This window comes from Bradyrhizobium sp. S3.7.6, from assembly GCF_054061875.1.
On the sequence record NZ_JBSSEQ010000001.1, the window covers coordinates 4,566,215 to 4,583,179 of the forward strand.

Here is a 16,965-nt window from a genome sequence, read left to right on the forward strand (position 1 = left end):
GTCCTTCAGAAGGCCGGACTCTAACTTCAACTGGAGGAAATCGGCAGGGGCAGGTCACCGCCTGACGGAAACGCGCTGGTGATCTGCGAAGCGATCGGCCATTTCATTTTTTTCCCAAGCGATGTTTGTGCGGTCGAATGCAATCGCGAAAACCGCGCAGCGAGGCGATCTTCCACGTTGGGCTTTGGCATGCCGCTATTGTTCGCTCTGAGTAGATATTTGAAGATATCAGCCATCAGGGCCGGATAGGTCGCGGTAGCTCCTTCATCTATCAAATTTACGGCATCGACTACCGTTGTTGGCATCTGGAACGTGGTGCTTTTGAAGTTGGATGAAAGCTTAGCGAGGCGCGCTTCCTTGCTGGCAATAGCGCCTCTGATCTCGCGCCATCGATACGCGCTGTCGGTAAAAATGCTCGACCCCGTCAGTTGGGCGAGATAAATCGTTATCTCAAAATTCGGCGTCATTTTCATTAGATTGAGCAAGCCCGCGGTTTGCCCCTGACTTGTAGCATCAGCGGCTTGCAGTATCGCCAGCGGGTCGCTTTCTTTTGAGCGCTGGATATGATCGATCACGCTTTCAAGAAGTGGCTCCTTCATGTCAGGCTTAAAGCGCAGCAGTTGCCGGCGCAAAACCTGATCGGGAAATGACAGGATCATCCGTTTGGTGTCTTCCTCCGCCAGCTTCTCGAGCCGCTCCTGCTCGTTACGATCGTAGAGCGGATTTTGCGCATTTCGCATTTCGGCCATATCCATCATCTGACGCCGCAAGTGAGCGTCGAAGATGCAAGGGTCTGGAAAAAGGTTGATGTAGCCGAGATCGATTAGTGGGAAGAGCGTGACGAAGATCAAAATGTCTTTGAGAAACTCCTGGCGGTAGGCGCTTGGATTGTCGACCGGGCTAAACTTTGGTTTTACCGTCCCAGCATGTTGGAACGGGTGCTGCATTAAGACAGTTCCGAAATACAATGCGCCGGTCAAAGCCATCGGCGCGATCGTCGTCGGATGAATGAGGCCGGTGAAAATAGATCGTGGTTCGCCGTCTGGCTTAGGTAAAAGGCCGACAAGGTCCGTTTCTAACGGCCAGAGGGCTTGATACAAAAAATAGACGTCTCGGATCTTGTCGTCCGTGATACCGCGGCGCACTTGGGTCCAATCCTTGGCATTTTCCAAATCGAGAATCTTGGTGATGACAATGTAGAGCCGGATGTTTCGTTCGCGTATGCTGAGTTCTTTCCAAGAGGGGCGCAAGAATGGTGGCTTCTTTTCGCAGCACGCGCCAAAGGGCTTGCCAGAGCCGCAGCCGCAAGGATGCTTTGAGCTTTGTGGAGCTGATAAGTCCTTGAACAGAAAGTCACGCTGTTTTTCGGTTCGACCGAATTGGTCTTGGTAATAGACCCGGCCGTCGGAAAATTTTGCAAACATCTCTCCGCCGAAGTGCCAAAGCTCGTCTTTGGGCGGCAGCAATGTTTGTGCGATCGCCTCCCACGGCTCTGCGCTTTGGCTTTCCGGGAACAGCCACTCTTTTCGTCCAGCCGCGACGTAGCGTTTCGCTCTAGCTTTGATAACGCGATTCACTCTCAGCACTTCGAAGGAGCGAAGTTTGCGCGCGCGAATAAATGCGTCTGTGCGCACCATCGAATTCCTGAAATTCTTGGCGAACGTCCGCTTTTCAAGCGGGTCAGTTGAGGCGTTCTGCGCGTATTCGAGATTGGTCAGTATCAAGCAATAGTTTCTCGATAGGGGGAAAATGGTCTGGGAAGCCTTCAAAGCAATACTGGGGTCGTCGGGATAGGTGCACAGCAGCGCGTCCGGCGGACAAGCATAGTTGTATACCGTCACAGGGTGGTCGCTGAGGATGAATTTTACATCGCTATCTTCAGCAGACACAATCTCTCGAACGCCTTCGGTCCAGATTGTGCAATGAAGCGCGCGGATCCCTTGCATCTCTAGCATAAGTTCGTTTTGAGACGGCTTCGGGTAATGCCGGCGTAGCCAATCGAGCCCCTTAGGGGTGCGCACCTTCTGGATGTCTATGTATTCGAAGAGAGTTTGAAAGTGACGATGCCACTCGCTTATTTCATTGCCTTGGAAAGCTCGAATTGCCTGAGAGCCCTTGCGATCAATGTCGCCAAACATCTTTCGCTCAATCTCGTCATTGACTGACGTTCCGAAGAACGTCGAGTAAAGATCGCGCTGCATGAAGGCGAGCGAAGTCGGCCGATGTTCAAAAGCATTGAAGGTAATTGTGCGGCCGTCTGCCAGCACCGTTTCGTCTGGTGTCAAATCGAGGTAAGCGAGAACGTTTCGCCTCTCCTCGAAGAACCCTTCTTGGTGCCATTGCGGGACATAGTGATTGTTTCGTGTTTTAGCTGCGCTGGGAATCATCGAACATAAGACTTGATCAGGCTCGCGCAGTAAGGAGCAACGCTCTGCTCTGAGCGAGGATCGGGAAGGCAATAGAGGCAATAGCGCGCCGCATCCTCACCGGAATAATCGGGGTCTGACGCGCCACTCAGCATGATGGTCGCCGTGTTGAATCGCACGTCAAAAATGAAACCTCGCGAACCGACATAGCCCCATAGCTGTTTTTGGAATTCACTGCCCCGCAAACGAACTCACCCTCTTTGGTCTTTACCTTGAAGAGATCGGCCCACTGTGCGGACATGGGGTCTTTTAGTTTGCGCTCTATGACGCCTTTTGCTGCGGTGAATTCAGGGGCCGCGACAACGTTTTTAACGCTATGGGGCTTCTGCGCCACAGGCCGGTCAAAGCACGCCAAGCGCGCCTGTGGATCGGCGATAGATTTGCAGTCGGCTGCATTGGCTGAATTGGCGCACACCGCAAGCAGCGCGAGCGTTGAGAAAAATATCTTCATTGAAATCCCCCAGACCCACCGCAACTTTACGGCGTCAGTACGGGGTTGGGCAACTAGGATTTTGGTCGACCGTGACCTGAGACGGTATCTCCGATAGACTTTCGCCGGAAGCATGGATTGCCGTGATGGCGAATGAGCGGGATAATTGGGCGGGCCAAATTGCGCGGATCGAAATCGACGAGTCTGCGGCGATCTGCGTTGAGCAAATCGACGACGAAATCACCGTTGCCATCGCGAGTGTTGTCGGCAGTCATTTCCAGGCGACGGCGGATCAGGCGCTTGAGTTGTCTCGGGCCTTAGCTGTAGCCGCTGAAAACGCGGCGAAACCCCGCGTGAGAGTCGGGTTCGTAGTGGCTACTTCTTAATGGAGTGCTCCCACATATAGCGCGCAGCCCTAACGCGCGCTCGTTCCAACATATCCTCCTTCGCTTTAGCGGCGGCTAGGTCTGATTCAAGGCGCTCGAAGTGCGGCAGATAGACTTCACCGCCTTGTGGCGCGCGGCGCATTTCATAGGCCAACCGGTCGAGGCACCGTTCAAGCAGGTCGATTGTGATTGGTTCGTCGGCGGAAAGCGGCTTGTGCCTGCCCATTTTGTTACTCGTTATACAAACTTTCGTACCGCCACTTACACGCCCCGAGGGCCTTCTTGATTTCGTCCATCGGGATTTCGGCGTCTTTTGTAGACCTGTTGGCCTTGAACGTGATTTTTCCGTTCGGATCACCCGGATTCATAGACAAGCTGACTACGGTGCCATCACCGAAGCTCTTTGTAGCGAAGCAGTCGGCTTCAGTGTCCCACGCTTGCCCGAGAACAATCCATCCCTTCACGTCCTTCTTATCGAAGACACTAGCTTTCGAGTGCGCGGAGCCCGTAAGCGCTACAAACATAGCTGCGGCAATCAGCGGAACGCGGTTAACGAAGGGCATGGGCTTCGACAACTTGACGCTATTGGTTCTGGTAATTGAACAGTTCATTTTGATGATCGGTCCCGGAATCGGCCGCCGCTGACGCGATAACTATAGGGAGCCGGGTGGGATGCGAAAGTGCCACGTTGCGAGATCAACCTTGGGAAAAATACGGGTAACGCCCTAACGTGCAACGTCTAGCCGTAAAACCCCACGATAAAACGGATGGCAAAGAACGCCCCAGCGGCGACGGCCATTGTCGCGCCGATCGCAAGCATCACCCTCAAGCTCTCGTCCATGGTACCTCGCATGCAGAACGGCCCCCGCGGGGGCAACGCGGAGGCCGCTGTTAAGGCGCCTCAGGCCGGGGAAACCTGAAGCAAGAGAGAAATCTCTGGCCCGCAGGATGGTTCCTCTGCCTTTGACGGCGAAATGCGAATCAGCTCTCGGCGCTAGGGTATCTTGACGCGCAGGGCAGCGAGGCCTGCTGGCGTGATCCGGTACGCTCCTGCCGTGCTCCCACGTTCAATCCAGCTCTTCGACAGCATGTTTGCGATGGTGCGCTGACCGGTGGGCTCAAGGGCTCTCAGTGTCAGCTCGCGACCCGCGCGTAGTTTTTGCAATGCATCTCGCTCCGAGCTGGTCGGCAGATGACTGGCACGCGCTGGCATCTATTTCTTGGCCTTCAGTCCGATCTCCACCAGCCGGCGGATGGCCTCTGGCCGGCCGGGCAGATCCTCTTGGCGACGGCGCCAGTCGTCTAATTCCTTGGCCATGTCGGGCTGGATACGGACCATAACCGGGGCCCCGGTCACAGCAGGCCGCTTCTGTGGAAGCGTGCGATCATTGGTTGTTTTCTTCATGGAATCATGATGCCACGAAATCATGTCCTCTGAATGCTCGCGGGACGGGGGTAGGGAAATAATACCAATGACTAATCTTAGCGGCGGCGCCACCATCAAAATCGACCCATCCAGACCTTTCTTTGCGAAGACCTTTATTCCGGGCTAAGAGCTAAGGGCTGCGACCCCGTTGTTCACAAGGGCGGTCTTCACGTCCTTCTCAAGGGGGCATCCACAGACAGCCTAAACACGTGGGCCGCGAGCCACGATCGGGACGGTTCGCTCCGGCGAGAACACGCACGCGCTGCGTGGGCGAAGCGAACTTCGGATGATGAGGTGATTCTGCTTGGCGCGCGCCAGTAGGGCCGTTGACCGCGCCGCCGTAGCGCCTCACCCGCGAGGGTGGGGCGTTCCCGCTGCAACGCGCATTAACCGGCGGCTGAGCTGAAAAGCTAAGCCGAGGCGGTTTGCGGGTGTTGCGTTCGATGAACGCGAAGCGAGAGCTTCAACTTCGAAGCTTCCACCATGACAGCACCTTCGCTCCGGCCCAGTTTAGCGGCAATCTGGCCAACTGGCATCTTCCCCGCCAGGCTCTTGAGCTCGGAGATATCTTCTTCACTCCACCGCCGATGTGACTCGGGCATCTGCGATACTCCTCCTGGGATACCTCCCTGAAACTCCTTAAAATCGGACTTTAAGAAAGGTTCCGTGCGGAGGCATGCCGCCGTAGCGCCTCACCCCGCAAGGGTGGGGCGCATGCTTCTGTTTTTGAGTTACCAGCCGGCGTAAATTGGACGTCCCCATCCGCCATAGTACCGAGGACCATAGTATCCGCCCCGAGCGTATGGCCTGTAATAAACGCGGGGTCGGTAATAACCCGGGCCATAGTAACCATACCGCGGGCCGTAAGCGGGACCATAGTAGTAGGGAGAGGCCGCAGCTGCGGCGCCAAAGGCGAGTGCTCCAGCGGCGAGACCAAAGCCAAGTCCTGGACCCCAGCCACCGCCGTGCCAACCGCCACGCCAGTGGGCTTCGGCGGGAGCGACAGCGGCGACGGAGATCGCGCCGGCAGCCAATGCTGCTAGTGCAATTTTTCGCATTCACATCTCCATGTTCGAGTAGGGCGACAAATCAATGCAATGCGATGAGGGCTCGTTCCTACGACTTTCGCCTGCGGCGGGCCTGTCTGTAGGTGGGAGAGCCGGTCGCGCTATAATCGCGCGAGCGCGAGCCGAGCGCGCAGCATGCCGCAGCGCAGGTTGAGGCGGGCTACCGCTTTCCCAGGAGCCTTTCATTTACTCACACGGGAACCGTGATTTCGATTGTCCCTTTTGAGAAGGGCGCGCTAAGCGTGTCCCAGCAGGGGACGTCACATGTCAGACGGGGCCCGCGAGTTTATCGATTTCTGGGTAGAGAACAGCATACATGCTGTCGAACAGGACCATACTGCGGGCGCGTCGCAGGATGTGCCGGAACTCTCGCGACGTCTCATCGAGGCTGCCAAGGGGCAGGGCATTCCGGAGGCCGACTTGCGGGCTGCGATTGGCGACATCGCCGCCTATATCGAAGAGCTTCTGAGGGCAGCGAACAGCGCTGAAAGCGAGCGGCGTACGCCTACGTAGGCGCCCTGCAACCTCTGGACATCACCAGGCTGAAGGTTAAGCTCTTCAAACATTCCCTGCTGCTCTGCGGTGATCGGGACATCTAAAACAGCTGCAGTCCAGCCTTCTGGAACGGCGGCGAGTACCAGGGTCGGCGCCTGGCTCGGCTTAGCCAACGCAATCCCTATCTCAGTTTTTGCGTCGTCCGAGGCTACCTCAACGACAGTAAAACTGTTGCCGAACGGCTCCGCCATCCACCCCTAATTCCACAGCTCGCTACTCGTTTCTACTTGCGCAGATAAGAAACCGCAGCATGGCCGATTGGCCTGTTGAGCGAGAGTAGCCCCGTTGAACTAATCGGGCCTTCGATGATCCTAATAGAAAGGACCATCGGAAATGCCCACCGTGCCCCACCAGAACGAGCGCGTAGAACTCGCGATGAAGATTCTGGAGTGTCGCCAAAAATTGCGGCGAGTTGGCTGGGATTTAGAGCAAGCCGAACGCCTGCGCGCCGAGATGGACCGTCTAGAACGCAAGCTCCGCGAGATCGACGAGTAACGTCGCTCCGCACCACCGTAGCTCGTCTAACGCTAGCCGGAAGCACCGCCTCCCTGGCCTCGTTTTTCCGTTCGGCCGGGCTCCAGCGCCGTCGACAACTACAACCCCAGCGACCTTTCGCTGACGTGAGTGCCAGTCTCAGCCTGACGGGCGCGCCGGAGAAGGGCATCTTTCTCGACCCCCGGAGGCATCGCCTTAGCCCGCTCCCGCAGTTCCGCGGCTTGCTCAACCAGACGTTCTTCAGCAGATTGAATTTGTTCGAAGCGGCGGCGGATTTTTCGCATGGGGTTCTCCGTGCAGTTCCAGCCCGGCAGGAATCAAATCTTGCGGGCTGGTTTAGGTTCCTCGGGCTATTTTCCACTCAGCGCAGCGGCGATCTTACCGCCGATGGCCTCAACCGCGCGGCGGGCTGCCTCGTCGGCCAGGTGAGCGTATCGGTTTGTCGTACTCGGATCGGCGTGACCGAGCAGGGTGCCGATCACCGGGAGGCCCATCTGGTCACCGATCCCGACGCTGGCAAAACTGTGCCGCAGATCGTGGATCCTGACACCGGTCACGCCAGCCCGCTTGCAAATGGCTGCCCATGGGCGCTTCAGGTCCGCGCGCGGTTTCTCATTCTTGGTACCGGCCGATTCTCCAGCGATGACGAAAGCACCCAGCTTGGTCAGGCCCTTGATGATGTCGATTGCCGCAGCCGGTAGATAGATCGTCTTTCTGCCAGTCTTCGAGTCGGGCAACCGCAACACACCGCGATCCAGATCAGCTTCGTCCCAGCGCAAGTGCAGGATCTCCCGCAAGCGCGCGCCGGTCAGCATAAGAATCCGGATTGCGGCGGTGGCGTAGGGCGACATTTTCACAAGCTGCCCGACAGGCGCGTGCTTGGCGTCACCGGCCTCAACAGGCAGGCCAACGGTCTCCGCCTCTATCATGGCGTTGCCAATCGCCAGTAGCTCGGCGGTCGTTAAATAGCGCTCGCGGCCTTCCTCTTCGTTCAGCTTCGCGCCGGAGGCAGGGTTCGTACCTTCCGGCACGTGGCCATGCCGCGATCCCCAACCGTACGCCGCAGACACCAGCTTGATTGCCCGGTTAGCGGATATGCGGGCTTCGCGCGTCATTAGAGAGTGCGCGCGTTGTACATCAACTCGGGTCAGCACCACTGCCTTAGTCGAGCCCATCCGAGGCTTGACGTGCTTCTTTAGGAGCATGCGGTAAAGGCCCGCGGTGGACGCTTTTTTGTGCTCGGCGACGTATTCCTCGATGTATTTCGAGACCAATTCCTCAACCGTTAGGCTGGCCCGCTCGTCGCTCCGATTTTGGGCAAGGTCTTTCCCCAATGCGGCGTTCGCGATCGCCTTGCGGGCCGCCTCGCGGGCCTCATTGGCCTTCAGGGTGCCGACCCGGCCCAACTTCAATCGCTTCTTGCTGCCGCCGGCTACGGGGCGGAATTCGGCGAAGTAGGTGCCGGTGCCCGTGGTGGTGCGGTAGAGACCGAAGCCCGCAAGATCGTCGTCGAAATAGTAGGTCGTCTTGTTGGGAACCGCAGACTTCATGAGCGCCGCTACGCTATCGGTCGAAATCCTGATCGTTGCCATGCCCCACCAAATTTATAGCCAGTATGTAGCCAGCAGTCTGGCTATTGGCTCGGAAAAGGCAAGTGGTCATTGGTTGGATTACGTTTGATTTACAGCCATTTGTTGCGCGCCATCCAACGTCAGGAATGGCTATAAATCAGGTCGTTTATAACTGGGAGACTAGGGGTCGGAGGTTCAAATCCTCTCGCTCCGACCATTTTTTCCAACTCATCGGTGGATTGACCGTCGGCGTGGAGCCTGCTCCCGCTGCGTGATGCATGCGCGACGACCGGTTGCGGGCGGCTGCTTCTGGGGGCGGAAAATTAAAATGTCGAAAACAACCCCATGCACAGTAGCGAACCCATTGGCGAACTATGTTTTTCCGAAGTGGTTTGACGCGTCGGGCAAAACAGGAGCATGATGTCACCATGCCAGCCTGTGGGACGGGGGAATATTCACGACAGCTGCTTCAATGCATTGCGTCGCAGGGACTTGGGAGGCGCGACGTCCGGAGCGGAGTTGTCTTCTCCCCGCGCTATGATGTGTAACCTGTCCTGGCGGCAAGCAAGTAGCGTCCGCGCCGCGCGAGTTTCACGGTAGTCAACCTCCCGGTTGCGAAGGCGCTCGGCCTGGTGCTTCCAACGTCCGTTCTGAGCCGCGCAGACGAGGTGATTGAATGACATCTTGCTGATGAAGTTCACCAGACCTCATGTCTTGCGTCGGGGGTTGCTAGGATGGGTAGGTAGTCCGCTGCCCTTGGCGAGGTCGCGGACAGGTTTAAACGGTTTGGTAAGAATGGAGTCTTGATACTGGGACGGGCTTGGGGACTCACGGGGTCCCTTAGATGGAGCGTTCAGCGCGATCCAAACGAAAAGTAAGTCGAAAGCGCTGGGTTGTTTGTTACGGTAATTTTTCTATTGAATGTCGAGACGAAGATGGCGCGAAGAATTTGGCAGCCAAGCTCCGTAAGCGCCGATACCGTGTCACAGCCCGGACAGCCGATGGCGTCTCGCCTTCGTGGCGAGTAGAGCCAGACGAAATCGACGAGTGGATATCTTCACCCACGCGCCCTAGTCGTTCGCCGCGGGTTCGGCCTACGAAGAAACGATGATTTGCGAAACACTCGAGTTGGATCGCGGCTTCAGCACGTTGGTTTCGCCCGCGTCTAGTTCAACTTCGGACACACTCTAGCCCCGATTTGGCTGCTGGAATGCTGGCTCTCGCGACTCATCTGGAGTTGCAGCCAACTTGGGTCGAGATTGGTTCCGCAGGAGGAACGAGCGCTCCTGTAGCTATCCTGCGATCGGTCTTGCGTGTGATCCATCGCAAGGCCTGTGAAGGCCCCGGTCTTCCCCATTGGCTGGGGCCTTCCTTTTGCGCCAGATCACAAAAATATTGGCATCGCGGCGTCTGAGGAACGACTCTCCAAGGGAGAGATTGAAAAATCGGTCTGTGGCGAATCTGGACCTCCTCAAGGTCTCGCCATCCACCCGGAACGGCCCCACCGTCCGACGCGCGTTTGGCGATGGGCCGGTTTTCGTAGGTATTCACTCAACTCCCGCCGGCTCACAAAGTCGGCGGGGTTTTTGAGCTAGCCGTCTTGGCATCGGACTCCGAAGTTGTCGCAGGTGCGAGCGAAGGCATCTGTAGCATTTGCGTCTTCAAAGCAAAAAAGTGTGCCGACGTCGGCACGATCGATCCACCAGTCGACCTTGTTCGCCTTCGCAATGCGGGAAGCCTCTCCGCGCAGTAGGTCGAGCTGTCTTCCGGCGGCATGGACTATCAGGCAATTTTTCTTGGGCATGTTTTGTCCTCAATAGGAAAGCTGAATTGATCGCCATCAAAAATGGAAAACTCATGGCCATGGGCTCGGCTCAATGCAGCCCGCAGATAAATCAGCTGCTTAGCAGGATGCCCGCTCTCCCGCGTAGAGCGGGCATGAGGCGACGTTTTCGCAAACTACCTCAAATATCCCACCACCATCCGCGTTGTCTCGTCCACCAGCGTCCGCACCATCTTCTCCGAGAGCATCTCGGCCTGGTTCAGCACCGTGTTGTGCGCGACCGCCTCGATCGCACTGACGCAGATGAAGGTCGCCAGTCCCGGGTCGATCTTGCGCATCTCCTTGCGGCGGCTTTCGAGATAGGCGCGCACGAGGGTGTGGACCTCGCGGTTGAAGGCTTCGACGTCCTTGAGCTGGCCGGTGCGCGGGATCTGCTCGGCAAGCACCCGATGTAGTTTGGGATCGATACGGTGGGCTTCGATCGCGACGGTGACGAGGCGGCGCACGGCTTTGTCGATCGGCAGGTCGGCGACCTCGGTGAGGGCGGCACGGACGATGCCCATGATCTCCTCGTTGTGACGGTCGATCACGGCGGCGACGAGCGCCTCCTTGCTGGGAAAATACTGATAGAGCGAGCCGACGCTGACGCCGGCGATTTCGGCGATCCGGTTGGTGCTGGCTTTCTCAAAGCCTTCGCGGACCAGAATGCGAGCGGTTGCCTCGACCAGCGCGTCGACGGTGGCGCGCGATCGCGCTTGCAAGGCATTTTTCCGGGGTTTTGTCGGCGGTTTGCGCGCCATGGGCCTGCGATCCGAATGCGAGTAGGAAAAGCGAGCGAATGCTCGCATTATATCCGCATGTGGCGGCGGTCGACACAAGCCTTTTCGTCGCCCATACAGAGAGCCCGGTCTGGAGGAGACCTGACATGAGCGTTGCAAAGATCGCATCGGCCTTCCAGTTCTGTCCGGGCGGCCGGCTGTTGAGGATGCGGCCATCCGGCGATCCCGCGCCGAGCCTGCAGAGTCGTTGCTTCAACGCGCTGTTGCGGCAGCTTCCGTTCAAGAAGCACCTTGCCTCGGCCGAGGCCGTGCAGGCGCATGTGCAGAAACTCGCATTGCAGCCGGCCTCCTACGAGCCGACGGGTTTGGGCCGCGGCGTCGAGGTGACGTTGACCAAGATGGGCGGATGGCCGGTCTATTACACGGCGCCATCATCGGGCCATGAGGGCTGCAACCACGTCATGTTCCTGCACGGCGGTGGCTTCATCAACGAGATCGTGCCGGCGCATTGGCGCTTCGTCGGCCAGATGACGCGCAAGGCGCGCGTCGTCTGCGTCGTGCCGATCTATCCGCTTGCGCCGCATGCCACCGCCAAGGATCTCGTGCCGGCGACGGCCGAACTGTTGCGGATGCTGCTGGAGGATGTCGGGCCCGCAAAGGTCACGGTGGTCGGCAATTCCGCCGGCGCGGGACTGGCGCTCGCTGCCTGCCAGTGGCTGCGCGACCGCGGGCATCGGCAGCCGGGCCGGCTGATGCTGATCTCGCCGGCGGCCGATGCATCGGTCAGCCGTCCGGAGCAGGTCGAGATCGCAGGCCGCGATCCGATCCAGGACATTCCGGGGATCATTGAGGCGGGGCGGCTCTATGCCGGCGAGCTCGATGTCGGCCATCCCTTCGTCAGCCCGCTCAACGGCGCCTTCCGTTCGCTCGCGCCGATGACAATCTTCTCGGGCACGCGCGATCTGCTCTATCCCGATAGCGTCGATCTCGCGGAGCGCGCGAGGGCGGCGGGCGTGCCGGTCGAGCTGCATCTGCTCCGTGACCAGCCGCACAATTTCGCGCTGATGCCGACGCCGGAAGGGCGACAGGCGCGTGCGATCATTCTGCGTGCAGTGGCTTAAAGGGAAGGCGTGATCGTCGTCACAGGGGCGCGCCGCCGCAATGGGGTCTGGCGCTAGCGGTGCCCGCGCGGAGAGACCAGGCTACCTCCGGGGCGTTTCCTCATCCGTAGTCTTGCGGGGCCTTAGGCGTGGCCCTTGATCTCGTAGTGACCCGGCACGCATTTGTAGCGCTCGAGGCGCCAATTGGCGTGATAGATCGGATGCTCGCCCATCCATTTGGCAAGCGGGGCCTGTGCGCCGATCGCGCACTGCATCATCGACATCTCGGGCGTCATGTTGCTGTCGGTCACGATTTCCTCGATGCAACTGCCTGAGCTGGCTGCGCTCAGCCGGCAGAGCACGGCAACCACGGTCACGAACATTCCTGTCACCTCATCGGTAGTTTCAGACCACGAAGAGGATGCAAGCGGAGTGCCAGAGCCTGTGACACAAACAACACGCTGACCTGGCCGACTCGACCCAGCGTCCACCTCCATTTGGTGATTCGGATTGTAAAAAAATTGCCCCTAAACCGAAGCCGGGCAAATACGGGGAATCCCCAAGGAAAAGGGCGAGGAAGGATCGCAGGAATGAGCGATTGTGGGGGCAGCGCCGCGTGAACCGCCCCTTCACAAGGCCTGCGCAGCCGATAGGCTCGAAAGCGGACGGATACTCGTCAAGAGAGCGGGACCGCCACAGGACCAAAGGAAACGCGAGGGCAGACCATGAAGGCACGACCGACCGGCGTGATCCCGCCGATGACGACGCCGTTCCGGAAGGACGGCGAGATCGACCTTGGGCTCGTGGCGGCCCAGGTCGACTGGATGATCGGCGCCGGCGCGCATGGCGTCGCGGCCGGCGGCTCGACCGGCGAGGGCCACACGCTGGATCACGAGGAATATCGCGACCTGATGGCCGCGACGGTCGAGGCGGTGAAGGGACGCATTCCCGTGATCGCCGGCATCATCGTGGACTCCACGCGCGATGCGATCCGCCGCGGCAAGCTCGTGCGCGACATGAATGTCGCAGCGCTCCAGGTCACGCCGGTGCATTATCTGTTCAAGCCCGATGACGAGGCGATGGTCGCGCACTTCCGCGCCATGGCTGACGAGACCGGCATGCCCATCATCATCTACAACGTGGTGCCGTGGTCCTATCTGTCGCCGGCACTGCTGGTGCGGATCATGACCGAGGTGCCGCTGGTGGTCGGCGTCAAGCAGAGCGCGGGCGATCTCAAGCTGTTCGCGGATCTCATGATGATGGCGCCGGACAAGCTGATCTACAGCGCGGTCGATGCCCTCATGTATCCGTCCTACACGCTCGGCGCCCATGGCTCGATCGCCGCGATCCTGACCGCGGCGCCGCATGCCTCCGTCGCGCTGTGGGATGCGGTGAAGGCGGGCGACCATCCGCGCGCGCTCGATCTGCACAAGAAGCTGTTGACGCTGTGGAACGCCGTTATCGCCGACAATCTGCCGGCCTGCACGCGTTACGCACAGACGCTCCAGGGCTTGCCCAGGACCTATCCGCGCGCACCGATGCCGGAGGCCTCGCCGGCGCAGCAGGCCGCCACCCGCAAGGCGCTGGAGGCACTCGGCGCGTTGAACGGGGTGCGTGTCGAAGCGGCCGAATAGTCCGCCGGCCGAAATTATCGATGTCGAATGGCAGCGCCGATCCGCTTTTACCTGCGGATGCGGCGCTGCTACATTTTGCGCGCGCCGCGATGCGCGGCGCCAGCTGTGAAGAAACATACCGACAAGGGGAGGGACCGAAGTCCCATGAAGGATTTTGCAGGAAAGATCGCCGTCATCACCGGCGGCGGCACGGGGATGGGACGCGAGCTCGCACGGCAGCTCGTCGCGGAGGGCTGCAATGTCGCGATGTGCGACGTCTCCGAAGCCGCGATGGCCGAGACCAAACGGCTTTGCGAGGTCGAGAAGCTGCCGCAGGGCCTGCGGGTCACGACCCACGTCGCCGACGTCTCGATCGAGGACCATCTCAAGCGGTTTCGCGATGAGCTCGCCGAGCAGCAGAAGACCGACCGGATCCATCTCCTGTTCAACAATGCCGGCATCGGTGGCGGCGGCAGCCTGTTCACCAACACGCGCGAGCAGTGGGAGCGTACCTTCAACATCTGCTGGGGCGGCGTCTATCTCGGCGTGCGCACCTTCCTGCCGATGCTGGTGGCGGCGGACGAGGCCCACATCGTCAACACGGCGAGCGTCAACGGCTTCTGGGCCTCGATTGGCATGGGGCAGGCGCACACCGCCTACAGCTCGGCGAAGTTCGCGGTGAAAGGATTTACCGAAGCGCTGATCAACGACCTCCGTCTGCACGCGCCGCATGTCAAATGCTCGGTGGTGATGCCCGGCCATATCGGCACCTCGATCGTCTCCAATTCGCGCAAGGTGCAGAGCGCCGACGGGTCGGAGCGGCTCAATGCCGACGAGGTCGCGCTGACCCGCAAGCGCATGGTCGCGGCTGGCGTGCCGGATGCTGACAAGATGTCGGACGAGGACATCCAGGCTGCGTTCGCCGAACGCGCCCGCAGCTTCCTCGAGGACGCGCCGACGACTGCTGCGCAGGCCGCGAAGATCATCCTCAACGGGGTCAAGGCGGACCGGTGGCGCATTCTTGTGGGCGAAGACGCAAAGCGCCTTGACGAACGCGTGCGCGCAACGCCGGAGCAGGCCTACGACCGCGCCTTCTATGAAAGCTTTACGCAGGAAGTTGGCTGGCGGCTCGGTTGATTCGGTTTGGCTGAGACTGTCAACGAACGTCCGCGTATGTAGGTATGACGACCATCATGGCAAGAGGTGCGGACCTATTATTACACAGGTAATTTACATGTTACGCAGGTAACTTTACGTGCCACCTCTTGCCACTTTCCGACGCCTTATGACGATTTGGAATGTCACGCATGCGACATGCTCCGTCGTTCAAGCAATGTTCAAGCGATGGTGATGTGAAACGGGTCTCATTCGGCGCACGGCAGCTTGGTTGGTGAACCAAAATAGTTTAGTCGATCAGGGGTAACGCCATCATAAAGCGTAGCTCCGATGATACCCGCATGCCTCTCCGACGACTGGATCCTCTGCCCGGAGAGAGAGGATATTTCCGCTGAATTCACGCGGCTCCTCACCGCGGCGCAGGAGGGTGGCGCCACCATCGCAGAATGCCTGATGATCGCGCGGCAGCTCAAGCAGGGCGGTGAGCAGTCCTGGCACCGCGAATGGAAGCGGCTGGCGCAAGCCAACCGGCAGCGTGCCGAGGCGGCGTTCGCGGAAGGCCACATGGCGACCGCGCAGCGCAACTGGCTGCGGGCGATGAACTACTACGGCGCGGCCGCGATGCCGCTGGACCAGGCCGACGAGCGCCGCTGGGTCGCGGTGCTCGCCATGCAGGAATGCGCGCGCCGCTTCCTCACCGCGCGCGGTCCGGCTGGCGAGGTCGTCACGATTCCCTGGGCCGATGACGGACACGTTTTGCAAGGCTATTTCCTGCCTGCGTCCCCGGCCGGCAAGCGGGCTCCGACCGTGATCTGCATCGGCGAGCCCGGACACCGCAAGGAAGAATTCCTGTTCAAGCTCGCGCCGCATGCGCGCGAACGCGGACTGTCGATGCTCGCGCTGGACCTGCTCGGCGACCAGCGTGACGACTATACCGACACGCTCCTGCAGCGCCGCGACCTCGAGAGCTCGATTGCCAGCGTCATGGATTATCTGGAGACACGCGGCGACGTCGATTTCGATCGCGTCGCCATCGTGGCCGACGGGTGGGGCTCTTCCTTCGTCGCGCGCGCGGTGTTGCAGGAGCCGAGGCTCGCCGCGGCCGTCTGCGACGGCGGTCTGTGGGACCTGCACGAACGATCCTTCTTCGCCAGCCGCTTTGCGATGAGCGACCTCAGCATCGTCCCGGTGCCGTCGGCGCCGTTGATGGCCTCGAGCGTCGACTGTCCGGTGCTGATCACGCTCGGCGAGGACGGCTGGCTCAAGGCCGACCGGGCGCGCCAGATCGTGCAGAAGTCGCGACTCGGCAGCTCCGACATCGTGCTGAAGGTGTTCACCGCGCAGGAGACCGGCGCGGCGCAGGCCCATGCGGACAATCCCAGCCTTGCCAACGAATACATCTTCGACTGGCTGGAATCGCAACTGGGCGCCACGGGGCGGCGGATCTGAACGCCGCCTGCTGTCTTAAAGCGCGATGAGATTGGGATGAATCGTCATCGCGATTTAGGTTGTTGCTTGGGCATGATCTTTTCGGAAAACCGCTTCGCACTTTTCCGGATCATGTTTTAGTAGTCGAGGGATATCCTGACGCAGGCCTTTTCGAGCCGGGTCTTCAGCGTCGCCAGCTTGCCGGTGAATTCGGTCAGTTCGTTCTCGTCGAATTCCTGGAAGACGAATTCGCGGATCGTTTTGTACTGCTCGTTGAGGCTTGCGATGTGCTTCTGCGTCTTCTCGACCAGCGACAGCCGCACCACGCGGGCGTCGGTCGGCGAGGGCCGCCGCCGCAGCAGGCCCTTCTTCTCCAGCAGCTTGGACTGGGTGGTGACGAAGGACGGATCGACGTGGAGCAGCTTGGAGACCACGTTGACGGGCACGCCGTCGTCCTTGTCGAGGTCGGAGATCGCCATCAGGATCAGCCATTGCGGACCGCTGATGCCCAGCGTTCTCGCCCAGAACTGACGCAACTCCTCCAGATACATGTTGATCGACGAAATTTCCCAGGTGAAACGCCTGATGATATCGAGATTGCCGATGGAGCGGAGGCGCGCCCCTTCCTTCCTGGTCGCTGACACAGCGTCACTCCCGTGATCTGATTCTTTTCCGGCCGGTGTCTTGCACGGCCATAGTCCACGCAAGTCTGCCCTGACGCAAGTGCAGAGCAGGGTAATTTTGTCACTAAAACTACAAAGATGATCAGCTCAGCATATTCCCTCACTCG

General features: G+C 59.7%; 18 protein-coding genes. 7 read left to right on the top strand and 11 right to left on the bottom strand.

Going from position 1 to position 16,965, the window contains the following annotated elements; translation table 11 throughout:
• Positions 1-26: 26 nt before the first annotated feature.
• Complete coding sequence (locus ACVJ5M_RS22075) at positions 27-2,387, bottom strand: DUF4238 domain-containing protein (RefSeq protein ID WP_354100738.1); 2,361 nt, start codon at positions 2,385-2,387, stop codon at positions 27-29.
• A 127-nt stretch (positions 2,388-2,514) separates the two neighbouring features.
• On the bottom strand, positions 2,515-2,877 hold the full coding sequence (locus ACVJ5M_RS22080; RefSeq protein WP_354077572.1) for a hypothetical protein: 363 nt from the start codon (positions 2,875-2,877) through the stop codon (positions 2,515-2,517).
• Positions 2,878-3,002: 125 nt separating this feature from the next.
• On the opposite strand from ACVJ5M_RS22080, the gene ACVJ5M_RS22085 reads away from it, so the two are divergent.
• Positions 3,003-3,242, top strand: coding sequence for a hypothetical protein (locus tag ACVJ5M_RS22085; protein WP_354098894.1), 240 nt, complete (start codon positions 3,003-3,005; stop codon positions 3,240-3,242).
• Here the strand turns inward: ACVJ5M_RS22085 and ACVJ5M_RS22090 are convergent.
• From ACVJ5M_RS22090 to ACVJ5M_RS22100, 3 genes are all read right to left on the bottom strand, one after another.
• Positions 3,232-3,468, bottom strand: coding sequence for a hypothetical protein (locus ACVJ5M_RS22090; protein WP_354077576.1), 237 nt, complete (start codon positions 3,466-3,468; stop codon positions 3,232-3,234). The two genes, ACVJ5M_RS22085 and ACVJ5M_RS22090, sit on opposite strands and share 11 nt — an antisense overlap.
• Before the next feature lie 4 nt (positions 3,469-3,472).
• Positions 3,473-3,805: a hypothetical protein gene (locus tag ACVJ5M_RS22095; protein ID WP_354077578.1), complete on the bottom strand. Its 333-nt coding sequence runs from the start codon at positions 3,803-3,805 to the stop codon at positions 3,473-3,475.
• 650 nt (positions 3,806-4,455) lie between these two features.
• Entirely contained in the window at positions 4,456-4,647 is a 192-nt protein-coding gene (locus tag ACVJ5M_RS22100) for a hypothetical protein (protein ID WP_354098895.1), read from the bottom strand.
• A 1,352-nt stretch (positions 4,648-5,999) separates the two neighbouring features.
• Between ACVJ5M_RS22100 and ACVJ5M_RS22105 the strand changes: the two genes are divergently transcribed.
• Both ACVJ5M_RS22105 and ACVJ5M_RS22110 read left to right on the top strand, forming a co-directional pair.
• Complete coding sequence (locus ACVJ5M_RS22105; protein WP_456679388.1) at positions 6,000-6,248, top strand: hypothetical protein; 249 nt, start codon at positions 6,000-6,002, stop codon at positions 6,246-6,248.
• 375 nt (positions 6,249-6,623) lie between these two features.
• Positions 6,624-6,785, top strand: a complete 162-nt coding sequence (locus ACVJ5M_RS22110) for a hypothetical protein (protein ID WP_157790218.1) — start codon at positions 6,624-6,626, stop codon at positions 6,783-6,785.
• A 98-nt stretch (positions 6,786-6,883) separates the two neighbouring features.
• Here ACVJ5M_RS22110 and ACVJ5M_RS22115 read toward each other — a convergent pair whose 3' ends face one another.
• From ACVJ5M_RS22115 to ACVJ5M_RS22130, 4 genes are all read right to left on the bottom strand, one after another.
• Entirely contained in the window at positions 6,884-7,069 is a 186-nt protein-coding gene (locus ACVJ5M_RS22115) for a hypothetical protein (RefSeq protein WP_028152632.1), read from the bottom strand.
• Positions 7,070-7,135: 66 nt separating this feature from the next.
• Positions 7,136-8,377 (bottom strand): tyrosine-type recombinase/integrase, encoded by a 1,242-nt coding sequence (locus ACVJ5M_RS22120; RefSeq protein ID WP_038953071.1) that lies wholly within the window; start codon positions 8,375-8,377, stop codon positions 7,136-7,138.
• A gap of 1,570 nt (positions 8,378-9,947) precedes the next feature.
• A complete protein-coding gene (locus ACVJ5M_RS22125; RefSeq protein WP_063986328.1) occupies positions 9,948-10,160 on the bottom strand; it encodes a hypothetical protein in 213 nt (70 codons plus the stop codon).
• A gap of 155 nt (positions 10,161-10,315) precedes the next feature.
• Positions 10,316-10,900: a TetR/AcrR family transcriptional regulator gene (locus ACVJ5M_RS22130; protein WP_223154007.1), complete on the bottom strand. Its 585-nt coding sequence runs from the start codon at positions 10,898-10,900 to the stop codon at positions 10,316-10,318.
• Between the two features lie 164 nt (positions 10,901-11,064).
• On the opposite strand from ACVJ5M_RS22130, the gene ACVJ5M_RS22135 reads away from it, so the two are divergent.
• Positions 11,065-12,039, top strand: a complete 975-nt coding sequence (locus tag ACVJ5M_RS22135; RefSeq protein WP_075019329.1) for an alpha/beta fold hydrolase — start codon at positions 11,065-11,067, stop codon at positions 12,037-12,039.
• A 122-nt stretch (positions 12,040-12,161) separates the two neighbouring features.
• Here the strand turns inward: ACVJ5M_RS22135 and ACVJ5M_RS22140 are convergent, their stop codons facing one another.
• Complete coding sequence (locus tag ACVJ5M_RS22140; protein ID WP_028152628.1) at positions 12,162-12,401, bottom strand: hypothetical protein; 240 nt, start codon at positions 12,399-12,401, stop codon at positions 12,162-12,164.
• A gap of 342 nt (positions 12,402-12,743) precedes the next feature.
• Between ACVJ5M_RS22140 and ACVJ5M_RS22145 the strand changes: the two genes are divergently transcribed.
• The 3 genes from ACVJ5M_RS22145 (at position 12,744) to ACVJ5M_RS22155 (ending at position 16,196) form a co-directional block, all read left to right on the top strand.
• The gene (locus ACVJ5M_RS22145; protein WP_208070759.1) at positions 12,744-13,652 is read left to right on the top strand and encodes a dihydrodipicolinate synthase family protein; all 909 of its coding nucleotides are present in this window, start codon (positions 12,744-12,746) and stop codon (positions 13,650-13,652) included.
• A gap of 144 nt (positions 13,653-13,796) precedes the next feature.
• Positions 13,797-14,768 (top strand): SDR family NAD(P)-dependent oxidoreductase, encoded by a 972-nt coding sequence (locus tag ACVJ5M_RS22150; RefSeq protein ID WP_071913278.1) that lies wholly within the window; start codon positions 13,797-13,799, stop codon positions 14,766-14,768.
• Between the two features lie 309 nt (positions 14,769-15,077).
• The gene (locus tag ACVJ5M_RS22155; RefSeq protein WP_028152625.1) at positions 15,078-16,196 is read left to right on the top strand and encodes an alpha/beta hydrolase family protein; all 1,119 of its coding nucleotides are present in this window, start codon (positions 15,078-15,080) and stop codon (positions 16,194-16,196) included.
• A 116-nt stretch (positions 16,197-16,312) separates the two neighbouring features.
• On the opposite strand, the gene ACVJ5M_RS22160 is transcribed toward ACVJ5M_RS22155, so the two are convergent.
• The gene (locus tag ACVJ5M_RS22160) at positions 16,313-16,819 is read right to left on the bottom strand and encodes a MarR family winged helix-turn-helix transcriptional regulator (RefSeq protein ID WP_028152624.1); all 507 of its coding nucleotides are present in this window, start codon (positions 16,817-16,819) and stop codon (positions 16,313-16,315) included.
• Positions 16,820-16,965 lie beyond the last annotated feature (146 nt).